A 21345-nucleotide genomic window follows, 5' to 3' on the forward strand; every position below is an offset into this window, starting at 1 on the left:
AGTCCCGTCCGCTGCGCCATATCTGCTTCGAGGCCCACTGAATGCCTTGGAGCTACGAAGAAAACCACTGGTTTACTTCGAGTCGATAGCAAAGACCCTGGTCGAAAGACCGGGGTTTTTTGTTTCTGGTATTTGGCTTTTTCTCCACTGTTACGCCTCCCGCCGAATCTTTCTGCGCAACTGCTGCATAAAGCACTTGGTGACGCCTCGCGACATTAATTAGAATCACTCTCATTTACGATAACTCCTGGCACAGGGCTTCTTGAGATGAGTGATGCAGCGATGGCGAAGGAACAAACCCTTCACGACCTGTACCGCGATCACCGTAGCTGGCTCGAGGGCTGGCTGAGGCGACGCATGGGCAACGCTTGCGATGCGGCGGACCTGAGCCAGGATACGTTTTTGCGTTTGCTCGCCAGCTCCCAGCGCATCGCTGATCTGCAAGAGCCCCGTGCCTATCTGCTGACGGTGGGCAAACGCCTGCTGAGCAACTTCTACCAGCGTCGCAGTCTTGAACAGGCTTACCTGAGTGCGTTGGCGTCCCTGCCCGAGGATTGTGCGCCGTCCCCGGAACAGCGTTGGCTGCTGCTGGAAACCCTGCAAGCGCTGGACGAACTGCTCGATGGATTGCCCAGGGCAGTGCGACGGGCCTTTCTTTGGAGTCAGCTCGAAGGCTTGAACTACCAGCAAATCGCCGAGCGTTTGTCGGTGTCGCAGCGCACGGTCAAACGCTACATGGCGCAAGCCTATGAACATTGCCTGATGGTGGAGCTGTGAACAGCCCGGCGCCCGATGTTCGCCAGGCCGTCCGCGCCGCCGCACAATGGCTGGCGTTGCTCGAGTCGGGCGGCGCCACCGAACAGGACCGCGTAAATCTGCAACGGTGGCGCGACAGCTGCGCCAGTCATGAGCACGCCTGGCAAAAGGCCCAGGCCTTGCGTCAACGCTTTGCCGACCTGCCTTCAGCGTTGGCCCTGAGCAGCCTCGACCGCCCCGATCCTGGGCGGCGCGTGGTGCTCAAGCGCGCATTGGGCGCGGTCGCGTTGGTGCCGGCCGCCTGGCTGATCAGCCGGCAATTGCCGCTGGACGTCTGGCGCGCCGACCTGCAGACCGCCACGGGCGAGCACAAGCAAGTACGACTGGCCGATGGCAGTGTCCTGCAACTCAACACCGCCAGCGCCGTCGATGTGGATCTGCCGAGCCGTCGGGTAACGCTGGTGGAGGGTGAAATGTCGCTGAAAGTGCCGGGAGCATCACCCTTGATGATCCAGACCCGGTTCGGTCAGGTGATCATCAGTCAAGGCGAAGCCTGTGTGCGACAGGATGGCCGCGGATGCCGGGTGTCGGTGTTCAACGGCGCCGTGCAGTTGCAAACCTTGCAGGGCGCAGCGCTGACATTGCACACGGGTCAGCAGGTCAATCTGCAGGCGACAGGCGCCGCCGCGGTACAGGCCTTTGATGTATTGCAACCCGGCTGGCGCGAAGGCGTGTTGATGGCTAGCAACACGCCACTCGGGGAATTCCTGCGTGAGCTCGACACCTATCGGCCCGGTGTCCTGCGTTGGGCGCCAGAGCTCGAAACGCTGCGGGTGACCGGCAGTTTCCGCCTGGACGACACCGATCGCATCCTCGCGCTGCTCGCGGCCAGCCTGCCCCTGGAGGTGCAAATGCGTACTCGATATTGGGTGACGCTGACGCCGCGCAAAAAAGTTGTTTGAAGCCTGTCCCCTTTTTTTGACTCGCTTGTCATTCAAGGCAACTGAACGCACAAGAGAGCCTCTTCAATGCCCGCCGTAAAGTCTTGCCGTCCACGCCCGGCGTCGTCCGGTCTGCGCCCGTTGTTGCGCCTGAGCCTGTTGTTGAGCCTGAGTGCCAGCCCGGTTTTCATCACCAATGGATGGGCCGACGACGCCACCCGCCGCAGCTATCAGGTGCCGGCCGGCAGCCTGAGCGATGCGCTGACCCGGTTCGCCGGCCTGGCCGGGGTCAACCTGTCGGTCGATCCGGCATTGGTCAGCGGCCGCAGCAGCGCCGGGCTGTCCGGTGAGTATGGGGTGGAGGAGGGCTTCGTCCGCTTGTTGCACAATTCCGGCCTGCAACTGCAACCGGTGGGGGAGCAGGCGTACATCCTGATTCCCGCGCCTTCCGGCAGCAGCCTGCAACTGGGCGCGACCTCCATTCTCGCTACGGCGGGCGACGCGGCCGATCAGGCATATGCCGGTGGCCAGGTTGCGCGCCGCGGTTCACAAGGCTTGCTGGGCTCGCAAGACTTCATGGAAACGCCGTTCAGCATGACCACCTACACCAGCGAGGCGGTGAAAAACCTGCAGGCGCGTACCCTGGGCGACCTGGTTGCCAGCGATCCCTCGGTTCGCGCCACCAACCCGGCGGGAGGGCGCTATGAGCAGTTCACCATTCGCGGGCTCAGCCTGTTCAACAGTGATGTTTCCTACAATGGGCTCTATGGGGTCTTGCCGACCTATACCATCGACATGGAGATGGCTGACCGCGTCGATATCCTCAAGGGTCCCAGCCAGCTGATCAACGGCATCTCGCCGCGGGGCAGCGTGGGGGGTGGGATCAACGTGGTGCCCAAACGCGCGACCGACCAGCCCATCACGTCGTTCACCGGCAGTTACGCCTCCAACAACCAGCTCGGCGGTGCTATGGATGTCGGCCGACGTTTTGGTGAAGAGGACATGTTCGGTATTCGCTTCAACGGCGTGAAGCAGTCCGGCGACACCGAATGGGATCACCAGCGTGTCGATCGCGAGATGGCCGTGCTGGGCCTGGATTTTCGCGGTGAGCGTCTGCGGCTCTCGACGGACATTGGCCACACCGAGCGCGATACCGACGCCCCGCAGGAACGTGTGCAGGTGGGCGTCAATGCGCAGGTGCCGAACGCGAACGATGTCCGCCACAACTACGCGCAGCCCTGGAGCCAGGCGCGGACCACGGACACTTTCGGCACCCTGAACGGCGAATTCGATGTCAGCGATTCAGTCCTGCTGTACGGCGGTGTCGGCGCGCGCAAAAGCAATCACGACTTTCTCCGGCATGCCGTTGCGGTCAGCAACGATGCGGGTGATTTCAGCGTGCTGCCACGTGACTTCACCCGCGACGAAAATGTCCGTACGGCCACGGCGGGCGTGCGCAACTGGTTCCATACCGGCCCGGTAAGCCATCAGGTCAACCTCGCGGCCAGTTATTTCTACATGGACTTCGAGAATGGCGGCGCGCGTTATGCCGCGGCTCCCAGCAACCTCTACGACCCCGTGCAAACCCCGACGCCTGTCCGGCCCACACGCTTCGATCCTGAGGTCTACACCGAGAACCGCTTCAGCAGCGTGGCCTTGTCCGACACATTGGGGTTCTTCGATGACCGGCTGCTGCTGACCCTCGGTGCCCGCTGGCAGCGGGTGCAGGTGGACGACTGGTCGGATGACGTCAAGGGCGACACCGCCTACGACGAGGAAAAGGTCTCGCCGTCGGGCGGCATCCTGTTCAAGGCCACCGACAAGCTGTCGCTGTACGCCAACTACATGGAAGGCCTGAGCCAGGGCAAGATCGCCCCGTCGACCTCGATCAACGAGGACGAGATTTTCCCGCCGTTCATCAGCCGCCAGGTCGAAGTTGGCGCCAAGTACGACGCCGGTGCGTTCGCCGTCACCGCAGCGGTGTTCCGGATCAGGCAGCCGGCCTATGAGACCAACGCCACGACGCGGGTATTCGGCCCCAACGGCAAACGGCAGAACGAGGGTGTGGAGCTGAGCGTGTTCGGAGAACCGCTCAAAGGGTTCCGGCTGCTCGGTGGTGTGATGTACATCGACAGCGAGTTGACCGACACCACCAACGGCACGTTCGACGGCAACCGGGCGCCCGCCACGCCCGAATACAACGTCAACCTGGGCGCCGAGTGGGATGTGCCGAACGTCCAGGGGCTGACCCTGACCAGCCGTGGCATCTATTCCAGTTCACAGTATCTGGACCAGTCCAACAACAAGGAAATCGATGCCTGGGAGCGTTTCGACGTGGGGGCGCGATACGCGTTCACAGTCGACGAAACGAACGTTACCGTGCGCGCCAATGTCGAGAACGTGGCGGATAAGCGTTACTGGAGTTCGGCGGGGGCCTCGGACGACAGCGAGCCGGGCTTGACGCTGTCGACACCGCGGACCTATCTGCTGTCGGCGACTGTCGACTTCTGATGGCATCGCTTTGACTGACCCGACGCCATCGCGGGCAAGCCCGCTCCCACAATGATCTGCGTTGTTACACAAATTGAGTGAACAACGAGAATCCTGTGGGAGCGGGCTTGCCCGCGATGGCGGCGTCAGCCACACCGCAAAACTCAGCCTTGCAGGTACACCGCATGCGTATGGGTGTACTCATACAACCCATGCTTGCCATCCGCACCACCAATCCCGGATTTACGCACGCCGGCGTGGAAACCCTGCATCGCTTCGAAATTCTCGCGGTTGACGTAGGTTTCGCCAAAATCCAGCTCGCGCATGGCGTGCATCGTTTTGCTCAGGTCGCGGGTGTAGATCGACGAGGTCAGTCCATAGTCGCAATCGTTGGCCAGGGCGATCGCTTCGTCCAGGTCATCGATGATCTGGATCGGTAGCACCGGGCCGAAGATCTCCTCGCGCATGATCTCCATGTCGGCGTGGCATCCTGCCAGGACGGTGGGCTGGAAGTGAAAGCCGTTCGGCAGGTCGGCAATCTGCCCGCCGCTGATCAGGCTTGCGCCCTGGTTCAACGCCGTGCGGACTTTTCGATTGACGCTGTCCAGGCCCTGGCGATTGATCAGCGGGCCCATCTCCACATCAGGTTGGGCAATCGGGTCGCCATAACGAGTGGCATTCATGGCGGCGGCGATACGCTCGATGAATTGATCCGCCACCTTGCGCTCAACGTATACCCGCTCGGCGCAATTGCACACCTGGCCGCTGTTGATGATCCGCGAATCGCGAATGGCCTTCACCGCCAGGTCCAGGTCGGCATCCGCCAGCACGATCGCCGGGGCCTTGCCGCCCAGTTCCAGATTGAGTTTGGTGATGTTCGGCGCGGCGGCGGCCATGATCCGTGAGCCGGTGGCGACGCTACCGGTGAAACTGATCATGTCCACGCCCTTGTGCGCACTCAACGCCGCACCGACGCGGCCATCGCCACAGACCACGTTGAGCACGCCGGGCGGCAGGTCGGTTTCAGCGACCAGCCGGGCGAATTCGAAGCAGTTGTTCGGCGTTTCTTCGCTGGGCTTGATGACGATGGTGTTGCCGGTCAGCAGGGCCGGGGCCATCTTGCGGGCGATCAGGAAGAACGGGAAATTCCACGGCAGGATCCCGGCCACCACCCCCAGCGGTTTGCGGAACAGGAAGATGTTTTCGTTCTGCCGGTCGCTGGTGATGATTTCGCCTTCGATACGCCGCGCCCACTCGGCCATGTAGTCGAGGTAGTCGGCGGTGAAATTGACTTCGACTTCGGCCAGGCCGTTGATCTTGCCCTGTTCCAGGGTAATGGTGCGCGCCAGGTGTGCAACGTTTTCCCGCAGTTTGGCGGCGATTCGGCGCAAGTAGCCGGCGCGGTCATTGGCCGGTTTGCGCGCCCAGTCCTTTTGCGCGGTGCGCGCAGCCGCCAGGGCGCGATCGACATCTTCGGCATTCGACGCCGGCACCTTCGACAGCAGGGCACCGGTGGCCGGGTTGATCACATCGAGGTGGGCGGCGCTGGCGACGAACTGGCCGTCGATGTAATTTTCGTAAACAGGCACGGATGACATGGAACGACTCCTGGGCTGATCAGTAGGTACGCGACGGCGCTTGTTCGGTGGCCGGTGTGCGGTAGCGGGCGAGGGTGGTCATGGCGCTCTGGCGTAACAGGCTGATGTCGATCGCCACGGCGATGAACTGGCAGCCCCAGCCCTGATAGCGGCGCGCGTCTTCTTCATTCGGCGCGAGGATGCCGCAGGCCTTGCCGGCCGCCAGCGTGGCGTTGACTGCGTGTTGAATCCGCTCCTGAACGTGTGGATGGCCGGGATTACCGGCATGGCCCAGACCGATGGACAGGTCCGCCGGCCCGATGAATACCGCGTCGACGCCTTCCACGGCGGCAATCGCTGCGACGTTTTCCACGCCGAGCCGCGATTCCACCTGCACGATCAGGCACAGTTGTTCATGGGCGGTGTTCAGGTAATCCGGCACCCCGTCCCAGCGCGTGGCGCGGGTCAGGCCGCCGCCGACGCCACGAATGCCGTGGGGTGGATATCGCATGGCGCGCACCAGGGCCTGGGCCTGCTCGGCGGTTTCGACCATCGGGATCATCAGCGTCTGCGCGCCGATATCCAGCAGCTGCTTGATCAGGCTGGCGTCGCCATTCACGGCGCGCACGATGGGGGCGGTGGAGTAGGGCGCCACGGCCTGCAATTGGGCGAGTACGCCGGGCACGGTATTGGGTGCGTGCTCCCCGTCGATCAGCATCCAGTCATAACCGGTGGTGGCGACGATCTCGGCGGCGTAGCCGGTGGCGAACCCGGCCCAGATACCGTATTGGGGCGCGGTGGTTTTCAGGGCGGCCTTGAAAGCGTTGTGCGGCATGTTCATCACGAACTCCTTTCTCAGCGGCTATACGGCCGATGCAGTTGGCATTCCGGGTTGAGGGTGACGCCGAATCCCGGCTGGTCGAGCGCCGACAGGCGCATGCGTCCGTTCACCGGTATCGGTTCGCCAAGCAATTGCGGATGGAACATCGGCACTACTTCGTCAGCCTTGGGTGCCATCATCAGGAACTCGGCGAACGGGCTGTTGTGTCGGGTGGCGACGAAGTGATAGCTGTACACCGATGAGCCGTGGGGAATGACCAAGGCATTGTGGGCGTCGGCCAGGGCCGAGATTTTCACCAGTTCGGTGAGGCCGCCGCACCAGCCGACATCCGGCTGGATGATGTCGCAGCAGCCCATCTCCAGCAGCATGCGGAAGCCCCAGCGGGTGGCTTCGTGTTCGCCGGTGGTCACCAGCATGCCTTTGGGCACGTTGTTGCGCAGGGCGGCGTAGCCCCAGTAATCGTCGGGCGGCAGCGCTTCTTCGATCCACTTCAAGCCGTGTTCGTGGGCGCCGACCGCCAGCTTGGTGGCGTAGTTGAGGTCCAGGCTCATCCAGCAATCGAGCATCAGCCAGAAGTCCGGGCCGACCCGTTCGCGCATGGTCGCCAGTTCTTCGAGGTTCTTGCGCAGGCCTTCTTCGCCTTCGGCCGGGCCATGGTGCAGGGGCATCTTGCCGCCAATGAAACCCATTTTCTGCGCCAGGTCCGGGCGTGCACCGGTGGCGTAGAACTGCAATTCATCACGCACCGCGCCGCCGAGCAGTTGGTGCACCGGCTCCTGGCGGATCTTGCCGAGCAAATCCCACAGCGCCAGGTCGACCCCGGAAATCGTATTGATGACGATGCCTTTGCGCCCGTAATACAGGGTCGACTGGTACATCTGGTCCCAGATTTTTTCGATGTCGGTGACTTTCGCGCCTTCGAGGAACCGCGCCAGGTGTTTCTCGACGATGTAAGCAGCCGGTTCGCCACCGGTGGTGACCGCGAATCCGACAGTGCCGTCGCTGGCTTCGATCTCCACCACCAGGGTGCCGAGCACGTTGATGCCGAAGGTGCGGCGGCTCTGGCGGTACTCCGGGTATTTGCTCATTGGCGTGGCGATGTGATCGTCGATCCAGTGACCGTCCGCCTGATCGTGATAATCCGCGCCGCCGCCACGCAGGGTGAAAGCGCGCACGTGTTTGATGGTTGGAATGCCCATGGTGTGACTCCTCAGGTTTAAACGGTGGCCGGTTTGTTCGAAGCCTTATGGCTGGGCGAACGCACGCCCAGCACCAGCAACGCGGCAATGACGGTGGTAGCGGACAGCAGGTACAGACCGGCTGCCGGGGAATGGAAGGCGCCTTCGGCCCAGTTTTTCAGCACCGGGGCGATGAAGCCGCCGAGGGCACCGAACGAGTTGATCAGGGCGATGCCGGCCGCCGCGGCGCTACCGGCGAGGTAACTGGAGGGGAAGGTCCAGAACACCGGTTGCACGGCAATGAAGCCCGAAGCGGCGAAGCACAGGGCGATGATGCCCAGGAATGGACTGCTGAAGGTCACCGAGCAGGCGATACCGGCGGCGGACATCAGCAACGTCAGGCACGCCGTGCGCCGCCGTTCGCCGGTGCGGTCGCTGTAGCCGGGAATCAGGTACGCGGCGACGATGGCGCAGATCCATGGAATCGCGGTGACCAGCCCGACCATCAGCCCGACCTTGGTGCCCAACAGTCCGCCGACCTGGGTCGGCAGGTAGAACACCACGCCGTAGACACTGGCCTGGATCAGCAGGTAGATGAGGCACAGGTACAGCACCGAGGGTTGGCACAACACGTTGAGCAGGCTGCGGCCGTGGTTCTGTTTGTGGCTGTCTTCCTGGTCGAGCAGGCTCTGCACTTGCTGGCGTTCCTCGACCGTCAGCCACTTGGCGTCCGCCGGGCGATTGTCCAGGTAAAAGTAAGCCCAGATACCAACCGCCGTGGCCATCAAGCCTTCAACGGCGAACAGCCACTGCCAGCCGTGAAAGCCGGCCCATCCGTCCATTTCCAGCAGTAATCCGGACAGCGGACTGCCGAAGATGAATGCCAGTGGCGCGCCGAAGTAAAAGAACCCCATGGCCTTGCCGCGCACGGCGCTGGGAAACCAGTAGGTGAGGTACAGGATCACGCCGGGGAAGAATCCGGCTTCAGCCACGCCCAGCAGGAAGCGCAGGACATAGAAGGTGGTTTCGTTATGGGCAAAGACCATGGCCGCGGAGACCAGGCCCCAGGTAACCATGATCCGGCACATCCATAGACGGGCGCCAACGCGGTGCAGGATCAGGTTGCTCGGCACTTCGAGCAGCGCGTAGCCGACGAAGAACACCCCGGCGCCAAAGGCGAAGGCGGCGTCGCTGATACCGGTATCGGCCTGGAAGGCTTGCTTGGCGAACCCGACGTTGGCGCGGTCGAGGAAGGCCATGATGTACATCAGCAGGAGAAACGGGAGCAGCCGCCAGGAAATCTTGGCGAGCAGGGGCGCGGGTAGAGTCTTCATCGCGGTTTTCCTTTGGTAGGGCATTTGTTCTTATGGGGAAGACTGTACGGCGGCTGATCGATGCGTTACAAATCGAATCTAGCTCACAACCGATACCCTGAGGGTATCGATAACAAGGCCCGCCATGACCACGCCCATCATCTCCCGCAGCCTGCTCAACCGCCTGCGCTACAAGCATCTGCACATGCTGGTGACGCTCAATTCGAGCCAGAACCTGCACCGCGCTTCGCAAAGCCTGAACATGTCGCAACCGGCCGCCACCCGCATGCTCCATGAGATTGAAGACATGTTTGGCTGCGACCTGTTCGAACGTCTACCCCGGGGCATGCGACCGACGGCGCTGGGTCAGGAGCTGATTCGCTTTGCCGAGACGGCCCTCAGTGGCCTCGACCGCTGCGCCGAGGACCTGATCGCGCGGCAACAGGGTGGTTATGGCTATCTCTCCATCGGCACCATCATGGGCGCGGCGCCGGACCTGGTGATGGACTCGATTGCCGAGATCAAGGCGCTCAACCCGCAGCTGCGGATTCGTATCATGGGCGACACCAGCGACCAGGTGATCCAGTTGCTGGAGCAGGGCCGCATCGACCTCGCCATCGCCCGACGCAATGCCGCCACCGATAGTGAGCACTACGAGTTCGAACAGCTGGGCAACGAACGCCTGCTGGTGGTGGTGCACGCTGGCCACCCGCTGGCCCGGCGCGAAAAACTGCAGATGGCTGAACTGGTCAGCGGCTGGCCGTGGATTTTGCAACCGGAAACCAGCCCCGCGCGTATTGGCCTGGATCAAGCCCTGCAGCGCCTGGCCTTGCCGCTGCCGGCAGACATCATTGAATGTAGCTCGGTGTATTCGATGCAGCAGTTGATTCAGCTGACTGACGCGATCATGGTGCTGTCGGAGACCGCCTTGCGCGACTACCTGAAAATGGGCTTGGTGGTGGCGCTGCCGGTTGAACTGGATGTGCAGCTGGCGCCGTTCGGGTTGCTGTTGCGCAAGGGCGAGCACATCAGTCGGGAGTTGGGCCTGTTCATTGATCTGCTGCGGCGAAAAGCCGCGATTTTTTGATTCCTTGGTCAGTTTTTTGTTTTCCGCGAGCGCAGAAACCTTTAAAGTTAACCTATCGGTCAGCTTTGAATTGTCATCACAGCCCCTTGCATCGTCAAAAGGGGCTTCTGCGCGACTCGAGATTTCCAGAACATAACCAGAAGGGCGGCCTCCATGACCGCTCATAGGATGATCCATGTCCAACCGTGAAATATCCCGGCGCTCGTTCCTTCAGGGCGGGCTGGTGGCGGGTGTGAGCGTGACGCTTACACCGCTGAGCAGTCAGGCGCTGGCAGCCTTGATGGAAAACAGCGTGACCGTGCCGTCCGAGCAGTGGCTTGGCAACAACGGAAAGGCGCGCGCCCGTAACGATGCCTTGTCCAAGGTCTGCGGCAGCAAGGTCTTTGCCCGCGACATCCGCGCCAAGGACATGCCGGGCTGGCCGCAGCAGCAAGGCCACGCCATGCTGCTGAAAACCATCAAGGCCGACCGTATCTATGACGGCTACGACCTGTCGTGGCTCGGTGCCGACCTGCAGCCCGACCGCATCGTTACCGCCGACGACCTGGTCAAGGACGGCATCGTCTTCCCGGAAGAACACGCCCCCGACCCCCTGTTGCCGGCCGGCAAGGTGCCGATGTTCATCGGCCACCCGGTGGCGATCCTGATCTGGAACGACTTCGAGCGCTTCCGCCAAGCCAAGGCCCAGCTCAAGTTCAATGACAAGGCAATCCGCTACGGCGAAAAAGTGCCGTTCTACGAGGGCGATCCCTATGGCAGCTTCCGCTATGTGCGCGTGGGCGGCGCGACCTCGGCCGATGAAGACGAATTCGCCAGCCTCAAGGATTCGATTCTGTTCCCGATGCTGCGCAACCGCCGGCCGGTATGGAATGCGCAGCCGAACCTGCACGGCAACCTGACCGAGCGTGGCTTGTTCTACGCCGAGCGCATGAAGCAACAGATCGACACGCCGTCGGACAACTGGCTGGTGTTCGACGAGCGCTACAAGACCCCGTCGATCGAACCCGCGGCCATGGAGCCGGACAACGGCAACGGCTGGTACGACCCTGCGACCAAGACCCTGCATTTTGTGGTTGCCACCCAGTGCCCGCTGGAAACCGCGACCGAGACCGCGAAGATGATCGCGCCGTCGCGTTTCGGCCTGGCCAACCTCAACATGCACCCTGGCTACACCGTCGGCTACGGCTCCAAAGACCACAACATTTTCGTCTACTACGCAGCCTTGGCGGCGTTGTACGGCGCCGGTGTGCCGGTACGCCTGGCCAACGACCGCTACGAGCAGTTCCAGAGCGGCATCAAGCGTCACCCGTTCGACATCCGCTACCAGCTGGCGGTGGACAAGACCGATCACAGCTTCAAGATCTTCCGCGCCGAGATGAGTGTCGACGGCGGCGGACGGGTCAACTACAGCCCCTCCGTGGCGGCAGTAGGCGCCACGGCGGCGCAGTCGATCTACTACATGCCGCAGAACGATCTGCAGGTCACCGCCTATCACTCGCGTGCGGTGGAAGCCGGGTCGATGCGTGGCTACGGCACGCTGCAGAGCATGGCGTCCACCGAAATGATGGTCGATGAAATTGCCGATCGCCTCGGTGTCGATGCCATTGAGCTGCGACGCAAGAATGCCCTGCGCTCGGGCATGAAAAACACCCAGGGCGCGGTCCCGGCCGGAGCCTTGCGCCTGCACGAGATCCTCGACAAGGCGGCGGTCAACGAAGTCTGGAAAAACCGCAACGCGATCAAGCAACAACGCGAAGCGGCGGACCCGGATAACTGGTATGGCGTCGGTTTCGCCATATGCCAGAAAGACTTCGGCACCGGTTCCGAAGCGCCAATGGCCAGCATCGAATACACCGTGGATGGTCGCATCACACTGCGCCACATCGGTATCGAAATCGGTACCGGCATGTCCACCTCGCAGGCGATGGTGGTGGCCGATTTCCTCGGCAACCCGGCGCACGAAGTGAAGACCGGCGAAACCGAATGGAAAGAGTTGCAGCTGATCAGCGGCGGCAACCCGTACATCATGAGCCAGACCGAGCAGGACAACTTCCTGCGCAACCCGCGCTGGGTCGGCAAGGTCGCGTCGGCATCGTCGGCGACCAACTCCGCCTACTACTTCAGCCACGCCACCCGTGAAGCGGCGCGTGTGCTGTTCAACCACGGCCTGTGGCCGGCGGCGCTCGAAATCTGGCGCCAAGGCCCCTACGGCGGCCAGGCAAACCCTTACGTGGTACGCCGCGAGGACGCCCATTGGGTCGATGGCAAACTCACCGCCAACGGCATGGAGCCCTTGCCGTTCGCCATGCTCGCCAAACGTGCCCACGAACGCGGTTTGGTCACCGGTGCCACGGTGCACGGCTTCAACCGCTGGAGCTGGGCCGAGGCCGAGTACAGCATCGATGGCGTGCGTGAGCGTTTGCCGCTCGATGGCCTGGCGGTCAAGTACGGCGACGGCGCGCCGAAGGTGAAGAAAGCGCAGATGAGCAGCGCCGGTTTCCACTTGCTGGATCGGCAGAACATCGCCTACCCGCCAACCCAATTGAACAACGCGGCGGTGACTTACTACAGCCCGGTGGCGACGCTGGTGGAAGTGAAGGTCAACAAGGGCTCGCACGAAGTATCGGTACTTAATCACCACTCGTGGGTCGAGTGCGGTCGGGTGCTGGTGGAAGAGCTGGTCAAGGGCCAGGTCGAAGGCGGCATCGCCATGGGCATCGGCCATGCGTTGATGGAAGAAATGCCGCTGTACGAAGGCGGGCCGGGGGAGGGTGACTGGAACTTCAACCGATACCGCTTGCCGATGGCGCGGCACGTGGCGGTGTGGAAACAGACCGCGGAAATCCTGCCGCCTCTGTCGCCGAGCGACCCGTCCAAGGGCATCGCCGAGGTGGTGATGATCCCGGTGGTCGGTGCCATCGGCAACGCCGTGGCCCACGCCATCGGCAAACGAGTCCGCGACCTGCCTATCACTTCTGCACGCATCAAGGAGGCCCTCAATGGCTAACCGTCCGCTTCAACTGACCCTCAACGGTCAATCCGTCGGCCCGGTGGACATCCCTGATGACCTGCCGATGATCGACTACCTGCACGAATACAAGAACCTCACCGGTTCGCGCCTGGGCTGCGGCCAGGGCATCTGCCACGCCTGTGTGGTGATCGTCGACAACCCCGATGGCACCAGCGAAGAAGTGCGCACCTGCATTACCGGCGCGCACTATTTCGAAGGCAAGAAGGTCCGGACCATCGAAGGCCATGCGACCCGCGATGAGCAGGGCAAGGTCACCGAGCTGAACCCGATCCAGCAGCGCTTCGTCGACGAGTTCGCCTTCCAGTGCAGCTACTGCGCACCGGGTTTTGTGAATGCCGCGACGGTGCTGGTGGAAAAGCTGCAGCTTCAGCCGATCGTCAAGAGCCAGCTGGAAAAAGTCATCGAGGACAGCCTCGGTCACCACATCTGCCGTTGCACCGGATACGTGCGCTACTACAGCGCCACGCGCAATGTGCTGACCGATCTCGGCCTGGTCAAGGAGGGCTAAGCATGAAGCAACTACTTACCCGCCTGACCCTGGCGGTCGGCCTGGCTGCGCCTGTGTTGCTGGCGCAGGCGGATGATCAGGTGGTTCGTGGGGCTTACCTGGCCCGCGCCGCTGACTGCATGGCTTGTCATACCGCGCCGGGTGGTGCGCCCTATGCCGGTGGCCTGCCGATCGTCTCGCCATTCGGGACGATCTACGGCACCAACATCACCCCGAGCAAAGAGCATGGCATCGGCCTGTACAACGATGACGAATTCTTCGCTGCGCTCACCGCAGGCAAGCGCCGAGATGGCGCCAACCTTTATCCGGCGATGCCCTACACCTCGTATCACCTGATGCCACGTGCGGATTCCGACGCGATCCACGCCTACCTGAAAACCGTCGCACCGATCGAGCGTGCTGCGCCGGTCACCAGCCTGAGCTTTCCGTTCAACGTGCGCCTGGGCCTGATGGGCTGGAACATGATGTACGGCAAGGACGTGAAGCTGGCGCCGACCGAAGGCAAAAGCGAAGCCTGGAAGCGCGGCCAGTACATGGTCGACGTGCTCGGTCACTGCGGCGAATGCCATACCCCGCGCGGCTTGCCGGGGGCGATGCAGCAGGACAAACGCATGACCGGCGGCATTCTCAATGGCTACCTGGCGCCAAGCCTGTTGGCCACTGACCTGGCGGCCCGTGGCTGGAATCATCAGGACCTGAGTTCGTTCCTCAAGCACGGCATGAGCGCCCAGGGCACCATGTTCAACGAGATGTTCCCGGTGTTCCACAACAGCACCCAGGGTCTCAACGATCCGGACCTGGCGGCTATGGCGACCTTCCTGCTCGGCGACCAGCCACCGGCGGCGAAAGTCTTGACCGACGTGCCACTGGAGCAGCTCAGTGCCAGCGCCCAGCGCGGCCGCCAGGACTACCTGAACGTCTGTGCCGGTTGCCACGCGCCAAATGGCGAAGGCAAACCGCACATCGCCGTGGCCATGCGCGGCAACACCACCTTGCGTCTGGAAGACCCACGCAACCTGGTGCGGGTGATCGACGATGGGATCGGCGAGCAGAAATTCGCAGGCTTCGAACACATGCAACCCATGCCGGGTTTCGCGCAGAAGCTCACCGACGCGCAGCTTGCCGATCTGTTGAACTACCTGCGCCAGGCGTGGGGCGGTCAACCGGGTGACCTGGCCTTGAACGATGTGCAGAAGTTGCGGGCCGACGCGCCGCCGCTCGAGCACAAGGCGCACTGACATGCAGCATCTGGATCTGCAAGTGGTGCGGCGGGCACTGGCGTGGTCGACGGCCGGGCAGCGCATCTGGCTGTGCAGCGTGCTGGCCACCTACGGCTCGGCGCCTCGTGCGCCGGGCTCGTTGCTGGCGGTGAATGCTGACGGGCAATGGATCGGTTCGCTGTCCGGCGGCTGTGTCGAGGAAGACTTCCTCGAGCGCGTCGCCGAAGGTGCATTCGAGCAAGCGGTCAGCGTCGTGCGCTACGGCGAAGGCGATGACCCGCGCTCGCGGGTCAGCCTGCCCTGCGGCGGCGTGCTCGATGTGCTGGTGGAAAAGCTTGAGCCTGTCTGTGAGGTGCAGGCGCATCTGCGGGAGCTGGAGTCGGCGCTGTTGGGCCGGCGTCGGCTGATCCGTGAAGTCGACCTGGCCAGCGGCGCGCGCAGTCTGTTCGATGATCGCGAGCAGGGTGTGCGCGTCGAGCGCGAGATCGATCGCGTCAGGCTGCGCATCGGCGCGGCACAACGCCTGTTGCTGGCCGGGTATTCCAGCGTGGCCCAAGCCTGCGCGGAGTTTGCCGTGGGCCTGGGATTCGAGGTGATACTTTGCGATCCGCGGGACGAAGTGCTGGAAGGCGTGGTGCTGGACAACGTGGAGATTCGTCGTCAACTGCCCTCGGTGTTCATCGCCGACGGCGGCTGCCACAGCGATACCGCGGTGGTGGCGCTGACCCACGATCCGCGCATCGATGACCTGGCGATGATGGAAGCGGTGCGCACCGACGCGTTCTACATCGGCGTGATGGGCTCCCTGCAGACTTCGCAAAAGCGCTTCGAGCGGTTGCGGCGCATCGGTGGGCTGGGGGAGGCGGAACTGGCGCGGATCCATGCGCCCATCGGGCTGAACCTGGGCAGCAAGACCCCGGCGGAAATCGCTTTGGCCGTGCTCGCCGATATCCTGCGAATTCGCAGCGGGATCGCGCGCGATCGACTGTGATGCAGGCCCCGTCAGGGCCCAGGCTTGTTCAAAAAGAGGCTCGTCGCTTGATTGGACGAGCCTTTTTTGTTGTGCGTCATTCTTGACACTGTCCGGTCAGCTTCTCTAGGATGCTGCCCATGCGCCGATTTAAACAGCTACTTGCGGGGCGCCAGGTCACTCATTGAGTTGCCGACAGAAGCTTGAAGCAGGCTTCGAAATACCGCTAAAGCGCTGGTTCGGTGTTGCCTCTCACCTGCCATGCAGACTTTTTGAGGCTGAGACACGACACGATGAATGCACTAAGCCCTGTTGTACGTCCCGCGCCGATCACGGCACATCTCACCCAGCGCAATCCAAAAATCCTGCTTGGCGGTAAACATCAGCCGACGCTCCTGCGTTACCTCGATGGTTGGCCACGCCGTACCGGTGGGCCGGCAGCCTTCCTGATCCAGTTTGTCGAAGACGGTGAATCCCTGGCGCGCTTTGCCGCGGACAGTTTCGACCTGGCAGTGATTCAGTCGCCAAGCATCGAAGACGCCCCGGAAATGATCAGGCAACTGACCCGCGTTGCCCGGCAAGGGTTGATTACCCGTCGCTGAGGCTCTGATCACCAAGGAGCAGCGCGCTGCGGCTCATGGATAGTCGATCGCCACGATATACACACATTGCTCACCCGTCGGAGTCTGGACCCGTACCTCGGCGTCCAGTGCCTTGCCGATCAGCGCGCGCGCCAAGGGCGAGTCGATGCTGATCAGGCCCTGTTTCAAATCCAGTTCATCCGGGCCGACGATGCGGTAGCGTGATTGCTTGCCATCCTCGTCCTCGATCGTGACCCAGGCGCCAAAATAGACTTTGTTCGGGTCGCTGGGCTTTTCGCTGACGACCTTGAGGGCTTCCAGGCGTTTGGTCAGGAAGCGCACGCGACTGTCGATCTCGCGCAGCATCTTTTTGCCGTAGGTGTACTCGGCGTTTTCCGAACGATCGCCCTGGGCTGCCGCTTCGCTGACCGCTTGGGTCACCTGGGGGCGGCGCACGTGCCACAGTTCATGAAACTCGGCGCGCATCCGCGCTTCACCTTCGGGGGTGATCAGCGCGGTGCCGGCGGTACGGGGAGGGCGATAACGGCTCATGGCAACTTTTCTTCGAATCAGGAGCGCTTGAGTCTATCAACCCTCGCGCAGGACTGTCAGGGGGCTGGCGTTCAAGGCGCGGCGGGTGCCGAACACGCCGGCACCACCGATCAGCACGGCGCCGATCAATGGCAGCACCAGCAGCCACGGATGCGGATGCCAGGGCAGGTCGAAGGCGTAGCGGTAGAGCACCAGGCTGACGACTTCCGAACCCAGCGCCGCGAGCAGCCCGCTGACCGCACCCAGCAACCCGAATTCGATCCGTCGTGCCTTGACCAGCAATTGCCGCTCGGCCCCCAACGCGCGCAGCAGGGCGCCCTGGCGGATGCGTTCATCCAGCGTCGCCTGCAAACCGGAGAACAACACCGCCATCCCCGCCGCCAGGACAAACAACAGCACATACTCAACTGCCAGGGTGACCTGGGCGAGGATGCTGCGCAGTTGCGCCAGCAGCGCTTCGACCTGCAGGATCGTCACCGCCGGGAAACTGCGCGACAGGTCGACGATCTGCTGGTCATGCCCGGCAGCCAGATAGAAGCTGGTCAGGTAGGTGGCCGGTAAATCCTTCAAGGTGCCGGGCTGGAAGATCATGAAGAAGTTCGGCTGGAAGTTGTCCCAGTTGATCTCCCGCAGGCTGGTGACTTTCGCCTCGCGATTGGCCCCGCCCACGGTAAAGACCATATGGTCGCCGAGCTTGAGCTTCAGGCTTTCGGCGACTTTGCCCTCCACCGACACGCCGGGGATGTCATCCGGCGGTTGCTCCGGCCACCAATTGCCGGCGGTGATCTGGTTGCCCGCGGGCAGGTCTGCCGCCCAGGTCAGGCTCAGGTCACGCTGGATCGCCCGGTCACCCGCCGATTCCTTGGTGACGATTTGCTGCACCGGCTCGCCGTTGATGCTGATCAGCCGCCCCGGGACCACCGGATACAGGGGCGCCGATTGCGCCGACAACGCGATCAGGCGGTCGGTGAACGCCTGCTTGTCCGCGGGCAGGATGTTCAGGGCAAAATAGTTCGGTGCGTTCTTGGGCAGCTGGTTCTGCCAGGTGTCCAGCAACTCGCCACGCAGCAGGGCGATCAACGCCATCGACAGCAGAATCAGGCCGAAGGCCAGGGACTGCCCGGCGGCGGCCAAAGGATGGCGCAGTAATTGCCCCAGCCCCAGTCGCCACGGCAGGGAGGCACGGGCCAGCATGCGTCGCAGGCTTTTCAATAACAGCAACAGCAGACCGCCCAGTACCAGTGCCGCAACCACGCCGCCGCCGAGCAGGGCGAAGGTCAATAGCAGGTCCAGGCTCAGGCGCCACATGATCAGCCCGAGGGCGCCCAATGCGGCGCCGTAGACCATCCACGTGCTGGACGGTATCGGCAGCATGTCCCGGCGCAACACGCGCAAGGGTGGAACCCGACCCAGCGCCGCCAGCGGCGGCAGGGCAAAACCGGCCAGGGCCACCAGCCCGGTGCCGATACCGGCGATGGCCGGGAACAGGCCGCCCGGTGGCACGTCGGTCGGCAGCAAGTCATGCAGCAGGGCGAACAGGCCCAGTTGCGCGAGCCAGCCGATGGCGGCGCCAATGAGGCTGGCGAGCAGGCCGAGCACGGTCAGCTGCAGGCTGAACAGGACCATGGTTTCCCGACGGGACAGGCCAAGGCAGCGCAACAGCGCGCTGGCATCGAAGCGGCGGGTGGCGAAGCGTGTCGCCGACAACGCCACGGCCACCCCGGCCAGCAGCACCGCCACCAGGCTGGCCATGTTCAGATAGCGCTCGGCCTTGCCCAGTGCGCCGCCGATCTGCCGGTTGCCATCGCGGGCATCCTGGATACGCTGGTTGGCGGCCAGGCCGGGCTTGATCAGTTGGCGATAGGTTTCCAGGGCTTCGGCCTTGCCGCGCCAGAGTTCGCGGTAGCTGACCCGGCTGCCGGGTTGCACCACGCCAGTGGCTTGCAGGTCACCGAGGTTGATCAACACCCGTGGCGTCAGGCTGTAGAAGTTGCCGGCGCGGTCGGGCTCGTAGGTCAGCACCCGTGCCAGCTTCAGGGTTTTCATGCCGACATCGATGCTGTCGCCGATCTTCAAGTCCAGCGCCGTCAGCAACCGGGCTTCGACCCAGGCCTCACCGGGTTTCGGCCCGCCACCGGGCTCTTCCGGGGCGAAGGGCGCAGGGGCACTTTTCAGTTCGCCGCGCAGCGGGTAGACGTCGTCGGCCGCCTTGATGCTGGAGAGCTGTATGCCGTTGTCGGTGGCGATGACACTGGAAAACTCCACCACCCGGGCGTGTTCGAGGCCCAGCTCGGTGCCGCTTCTTACTTGCTCGGGGCGCGCTGGCGAGCTGCCCTCGAGCAGCAGGTCGGCACCGAGAAACTCCGTGGCGCGCAACATCATCGCGCCATTCAGGCGTGCGCCGAAGTAGCCGATGGCGGTACTGGCGGCCACAGCGACCACGAGGGCGAAAAACAGCACGCGCAGTTCACCGGCGCGGGCATCGCGCAACAGTTGACGGACGGCGAGACTGAACAGGCGCAACAGCGGCAGGCGTGCCATCAAGGCTCCAGGGGGGCGACCAGCAGGCCGGCTTCAAGGCGGATCAGGCGCCGGCAGCGGTGTGCCAGGCGTTCATCATGGGTCACCAGCACCAGGGTGGTGCCGCGTTCCTGGTTGAGTTCGAACAGCAGGTCGCTGATGCGCTCGCCGGTATGGCTGTCGAGGTTGCCGGTGGGCTCGTCGGCGAACAGCACATCGGGTTCGGCGGCAAATGCCCGGGCAATCGCCACGCGCTGCTGTTCACCGCCGGAGAGCTGGCGTGGCGAGTGGGTCAGGCGTTGCCCAAGGCCGACCCGCTGCAACAGCTCGGTGGCACGGCCGCGGGCGTCCTGGCGGCCATCGAGCTCCAGCGGCAACATGACGTTTTCCAGGGCGTTGAGGCTGTCGAGCAGCTGGAATGACTGGAAGACGAAGCCCACATGTTCGGCACGGATGCGCGCACGCTGGTCTTCGTCGAGGTTGCTCAGGCCCTGGCCGGCGAGGGTGACTTCGCCGCTGCTCGGCAGGTCGAGGCCGGCGAGCAGGCCTAGCAGGGTGGATTTCCCGGAACCGGAGGCACCGACGATGGCCAGGCTGTCGCCCTTGTTCAGTTCCAGGCTGAGTTGGTGCAGGATGGTCAGTTCACCTTCCGCGCTGGGAACCACTTTGCTAAGGTTCTTCGCGGTGAGAATGCTTGCGCCCATGGAGAATCCGATGCGTGTGTGGTTTTTGAGTGCTGGCCTGGCCTTGATGTGCATGGCCCAGAACGCAGCGGCGGGTACAGTCCTGATCGTTGGCGATAGTATCAGCGCCGGTTTCGGACTGGATACCCGCTTGGGGTGGGTGTCGTTGCTCGAGCAGCGGCTCAAGCGCGAAGGTTTCGACGATAAGGTGGTCAATGCGTCCATCAGCGGCGACACCAGTGCCGGAGGCCAGGCACGCCTGCCGGCGCTGCTTGCAGAGCATAAGCCAGCGCTGGTGATCCTCGAGTTGGGGGGCAATGACGGCCTGCGCGGTTTGCTGCCAACACAATTGCAACAAAATCTTGCTTCGATGATCCAGCAGTCGCAGGAGGCGGGCGCCAAGGTGCTGCTGCTCGGCATGCAATTGCCACCCAACTATGGCGCTCGATACACCAAGGCCTTCGCTGACGTTTACAGCAACCTGGCCGATGAGAAAAAGATCCCGCTGGTGCCGTTTTTCCTCGACGGTGTGGGCGGTCATCCGGACCTGATGCAGGCCGATGGCATCCACCCGGCAGCCGGGGCTCAGGACAAGTTGCTGGAAAATGTCTGGCCTACGCTAAAACCGCTGTTATGACACTTTTCTAGGAGCAGGCTTTCGGCTAAGGTGGCGCCCCCGATTTGGAGCCCCCGATGCCGCGTTCTGCCTGGTCACTTTATGCCTATCAACTGATCGAGCCTGACGAACAGCTGGATCTGTTCGCCTGCCAGGAAGTGCGGGTACACCTGGTGACCCGGCAACTGGAGCTGGGCGGCTCGGCGGACCGGACCCTGTGCGGCAGTCTGCTGCCGGCTCAGCCGCGCTGGTCTAACGTCGATCGGCGGGTGTTCCAGGACCAGCGCCTGTGCTCGTTGTGCCGGGCCATTCTGGAATCGCAAAAGCGTGGCACGTCGCCGATCTGGCCGGAGTTGCGGTTCGAGCTTTGATCGTTGTAGCGGTGGCTTGGCGAAGGCGGCCTTACAGCCGACCTATGTTTTGTTGGCTGTGTACATATCCATTTCTGCGGTCACGGCTACTTATGGTTTCGCTCTTATGT

Annotated in this window: 18 protein-coding genes; 11 read left to right on the forward strand and 7 right to left on the reverse strand. The window is 63.1% G+C overall.

Features of this window, described 5'->3' with window-relative positions; all coding sequences use genetic code 11:
* Positions 1–267 precede the first annotated feature (267 nt).
* From PMI35_RS28760 to PMI35_RS28750, 3 genes are all read left to right on the forward strand, one after another.
* Positions 268–777, forward strand: a complete 510-nt coding sequence (locus PMI35_RS28760) for a sigma-70 family RNA polymerase sigma factor (RefSeq protein ID WP_008055277.1) — start codon at positions 268–270, stop codon at positions 775–777.
* On the forward strand, positions 774–1718 hold the full coding sequence (locus PMI35_RS28755; protein WP_008055278.1) for a FecR domain-containing protein: 945 nt from the start codon (positions 774–776) through the stop codon (positions 1716–1718). The genes PMI35_RS28760 and PMI35_RS28755 overlap by 4 nt, the downstream gene beginning before the upstream one ends.
* A 66-nt stretch (positions 1719–1784) precedes the next feature.
* Complete coding sequence (locus PMI35_RS28750) at positions 1785–4208, forward strand: TonB-dependent siderophore receptor (RefSeq protein ID WP_008055280.1); 2424 nt, start codon at positions 1785–1787, stop codon at positions 4206–4208.
* A 143-nt stretch (positions 4209–4351) separates the two neighbouring features.
* Here the strand turns inward: PMI35_RS28750 and aldA are convergent, their stop codons facing one another.
* Genes aldA through PMI35_RS28730 form a run of 4 tightly spaced genes read right to left on the reverse strand, consistent with a single transcriptional unit; the run spans position 4352 to position 9117 of the window.
* Positions 4352–5785: an aldehyde dehydrogenase gene (aldA, locus tag PMI35_RS28745; RefSeq protein ID WP_008055281.1), complete on the reverse strand. Its 1434-nt coding sequence runs from the start codon at positions 5783–5785 to the stop codon at positions 4352–4354.
* Between the two features lie 19 nt (positions 5786–5804).
* Positions 5805–6605 carry an aldolase/citrate lyase family protein gene (locus PMI35_RS28740; protein WP_008055282.1) on the reverse strand — a complete coding sequence of 267 codons (801 nt, stop codon included), beginning with the start codon at positions 6603–6605 and terminating at the stop codon, positions 5805–5807.
* Positions 6606–6619: 14 nt separating this feature from the next.
* Complete coding sequence (gene rhmD / locus PMI35_RS28735; protein ID WP_008055283.1) at positions 6620–7804, reverse strand: L-rhamnonate dehydratase; 1185 nt, start codon at positions 7802–7804, stop codon at positions 6620–6622.
* 17 nt (positions 7805–7821) lie between these two features.
* Entirely contained in the window at positions 7822–9117 is a 1296-nt protein-coding gene (locus PMI35_RS28730) for an MFS transporter (protein WP_008055284.1), read from the reverse strand.
* A 124-nt stretch (positions 9118–9241) separates the two neighbouring features.
* Between PMI35_RS28730 and PMI35_RS28725 the strand changes: the two genes are divergently transcribed.
* The 6 genes from PMI35_RS28725 (at position 9242) to PMI35_RS28700 (ending at position 16514) form a co-directional block, all read left to right on the forward strand.
* The gene (locus PMI35_RS28725; protein ID WP_008055285.1) at positions 9242–10183 is read left to right on the forward strand and encodes a LysR family transcriptional regulator; all 942 of its coding nucleotides are present in this window, start codon (positions 9242–9244) and stop codon (positions 10181–10183) included.
* Between the two features lie 175 nt (positions 10184–10358).
* Complete coding sequence (locus tag PMI35_RS28720) at positions 10359–13190, forward strand: xanthine dehydrogenase family protein molybdopterin-binding subunit (protein WP_008055287.1); 2832 nt, start codon at positions 10359–10361, stop codon at positions 13188–13190.
* Positions 13183–13722: a (2Fe-2S)-binding protein gene (locus tag PMI35_RS28715; RefSeq protein WP_008055289.1), complete on the forward strand. Its 540-nt coding sequence runs from the start codon at positions 13183–13185 to the stop codon at positions 13720–13722. Before PMI35_RS28720 ends, PMI35_RS28715 begins: the two co-directional genes overlap by 8 nt.
* A gap of 2 nt (positions 13723–13724) precedes the next feature.
* Positions 13725–14960: a c-type cytochrome gene (locus tag PMI35_RS28710; RefSeq protein ID WP_008055290.1), complete on the forward strand. Its 1236-nt coding sequence runs from the start codon at positions 13725–13727 to the stop codon at positions 14958–14960.
* A 1-nt stretch (position 14961) separates the two neighbouring features.
* Positions 14962–15933 carry an XdhC family protein gene (locus PMI35_RS28705; RefSeq protein ID WP_008055291.1) on the forward strand — a complete coding sequence of 324 codons (972 nt, stop codon included), beginning with the start codon at positions 14962–14964 and terminating at the stop codon, positions 15931–15933.
* A 272-nt stretch (positions 15934–16205) separates the two neighbouring features.
* The gene (locus PMI35_RS28700; protein WP_008055292.1) at positions 16206–16514 is read left to right on the forward strand and encodes a hypothetical protein; all 309 of its coding nucleotides are present in this window, start codon (positions 16206–16208) and stop codon (positions 16512–16514) included.
* Between the two features lie 33 nt (positions 16515–16547).
* Here PMI35_RS28700 and greB read toward each other — a convergent pair whose 3' ends face one another.
* The 3 genes from greB to PMI35_RS28685 are packed head-to-tail and all read right to left on the reverse strand — an operon-like array spanning position 16548 to position 20269.
* Positions 16548–17045 (reverse strand): transcription elongation factor GreB, encoded by a 498-nt coding sequence (gene greB / locus PMI35_RS28695; protein ID WP_008055293.1) that lies wholly within the window; start codon positions 17043–17045, stop codon positions 16548–16550.
* A gap of 36 nt (positions 17046–17081) precedes the next feature.
* Positions 17082–19586: an ABC transporter permease gene (locus PMI35_RS28690; protein ID WP_008055294.1), complete on the reverse strand. Its 2505-nt coding sequence runs from the start codon at positions 19584–19586 to the stop codon at positions 17082–17084.
* A complete protein-coding gene (locus PMI35_RS28685; RefSeq protein WP_008055295.1) occupies positions 19586–20269 on the reverse strand; it encodes an ABC transporter ATP-binding protein in 684 nt (227 codons plus the stop codon). The genes PMI35_RS28690 and PMI35_RS28685 overlap by 1 nt, the downstream gene beginning before the upstream one ends.
* Positions 20270–20279: 10 nt before the next feature.
* Here PMI35_RS28685 and PMI35_RS28680 point away from each other — a divergent pair, with 10 nt between their 5' ends.
* On the forward strand, positions 20280–20885 hold the full coding sequence (locus PMI35_RS28680) for an arylesterase (RefSeq protein WP_008055297.1): 606 nt from the start codon (positions 20280–20282) through the stop codon (positions 20883–20885).
* Positions 20886–20941: 56 nt separating this feature from the next.
* Positions 20942–21235 (forward strand): hypothetical protein, encoded by a 294-nt coding sequence (locus PMI35_RS28675; protein ID WP_008055299.1) that lies wholly within the window; start codon positions 20942–20944, stop codon positions 21233–21235.
* Positions 21236–21345: the final 110 nt, after the last annotated feature.

Origin of the sequence: Pseudomonas sp. GM78, assembly GCF_000282475.1 — a bacterium.
Classification (GTDB): Bacteria; Pseudomonadota; Gammaproteobacteria; order Pseudomonadales; family Pseudomonadaceae; genus Aquipseudomonas.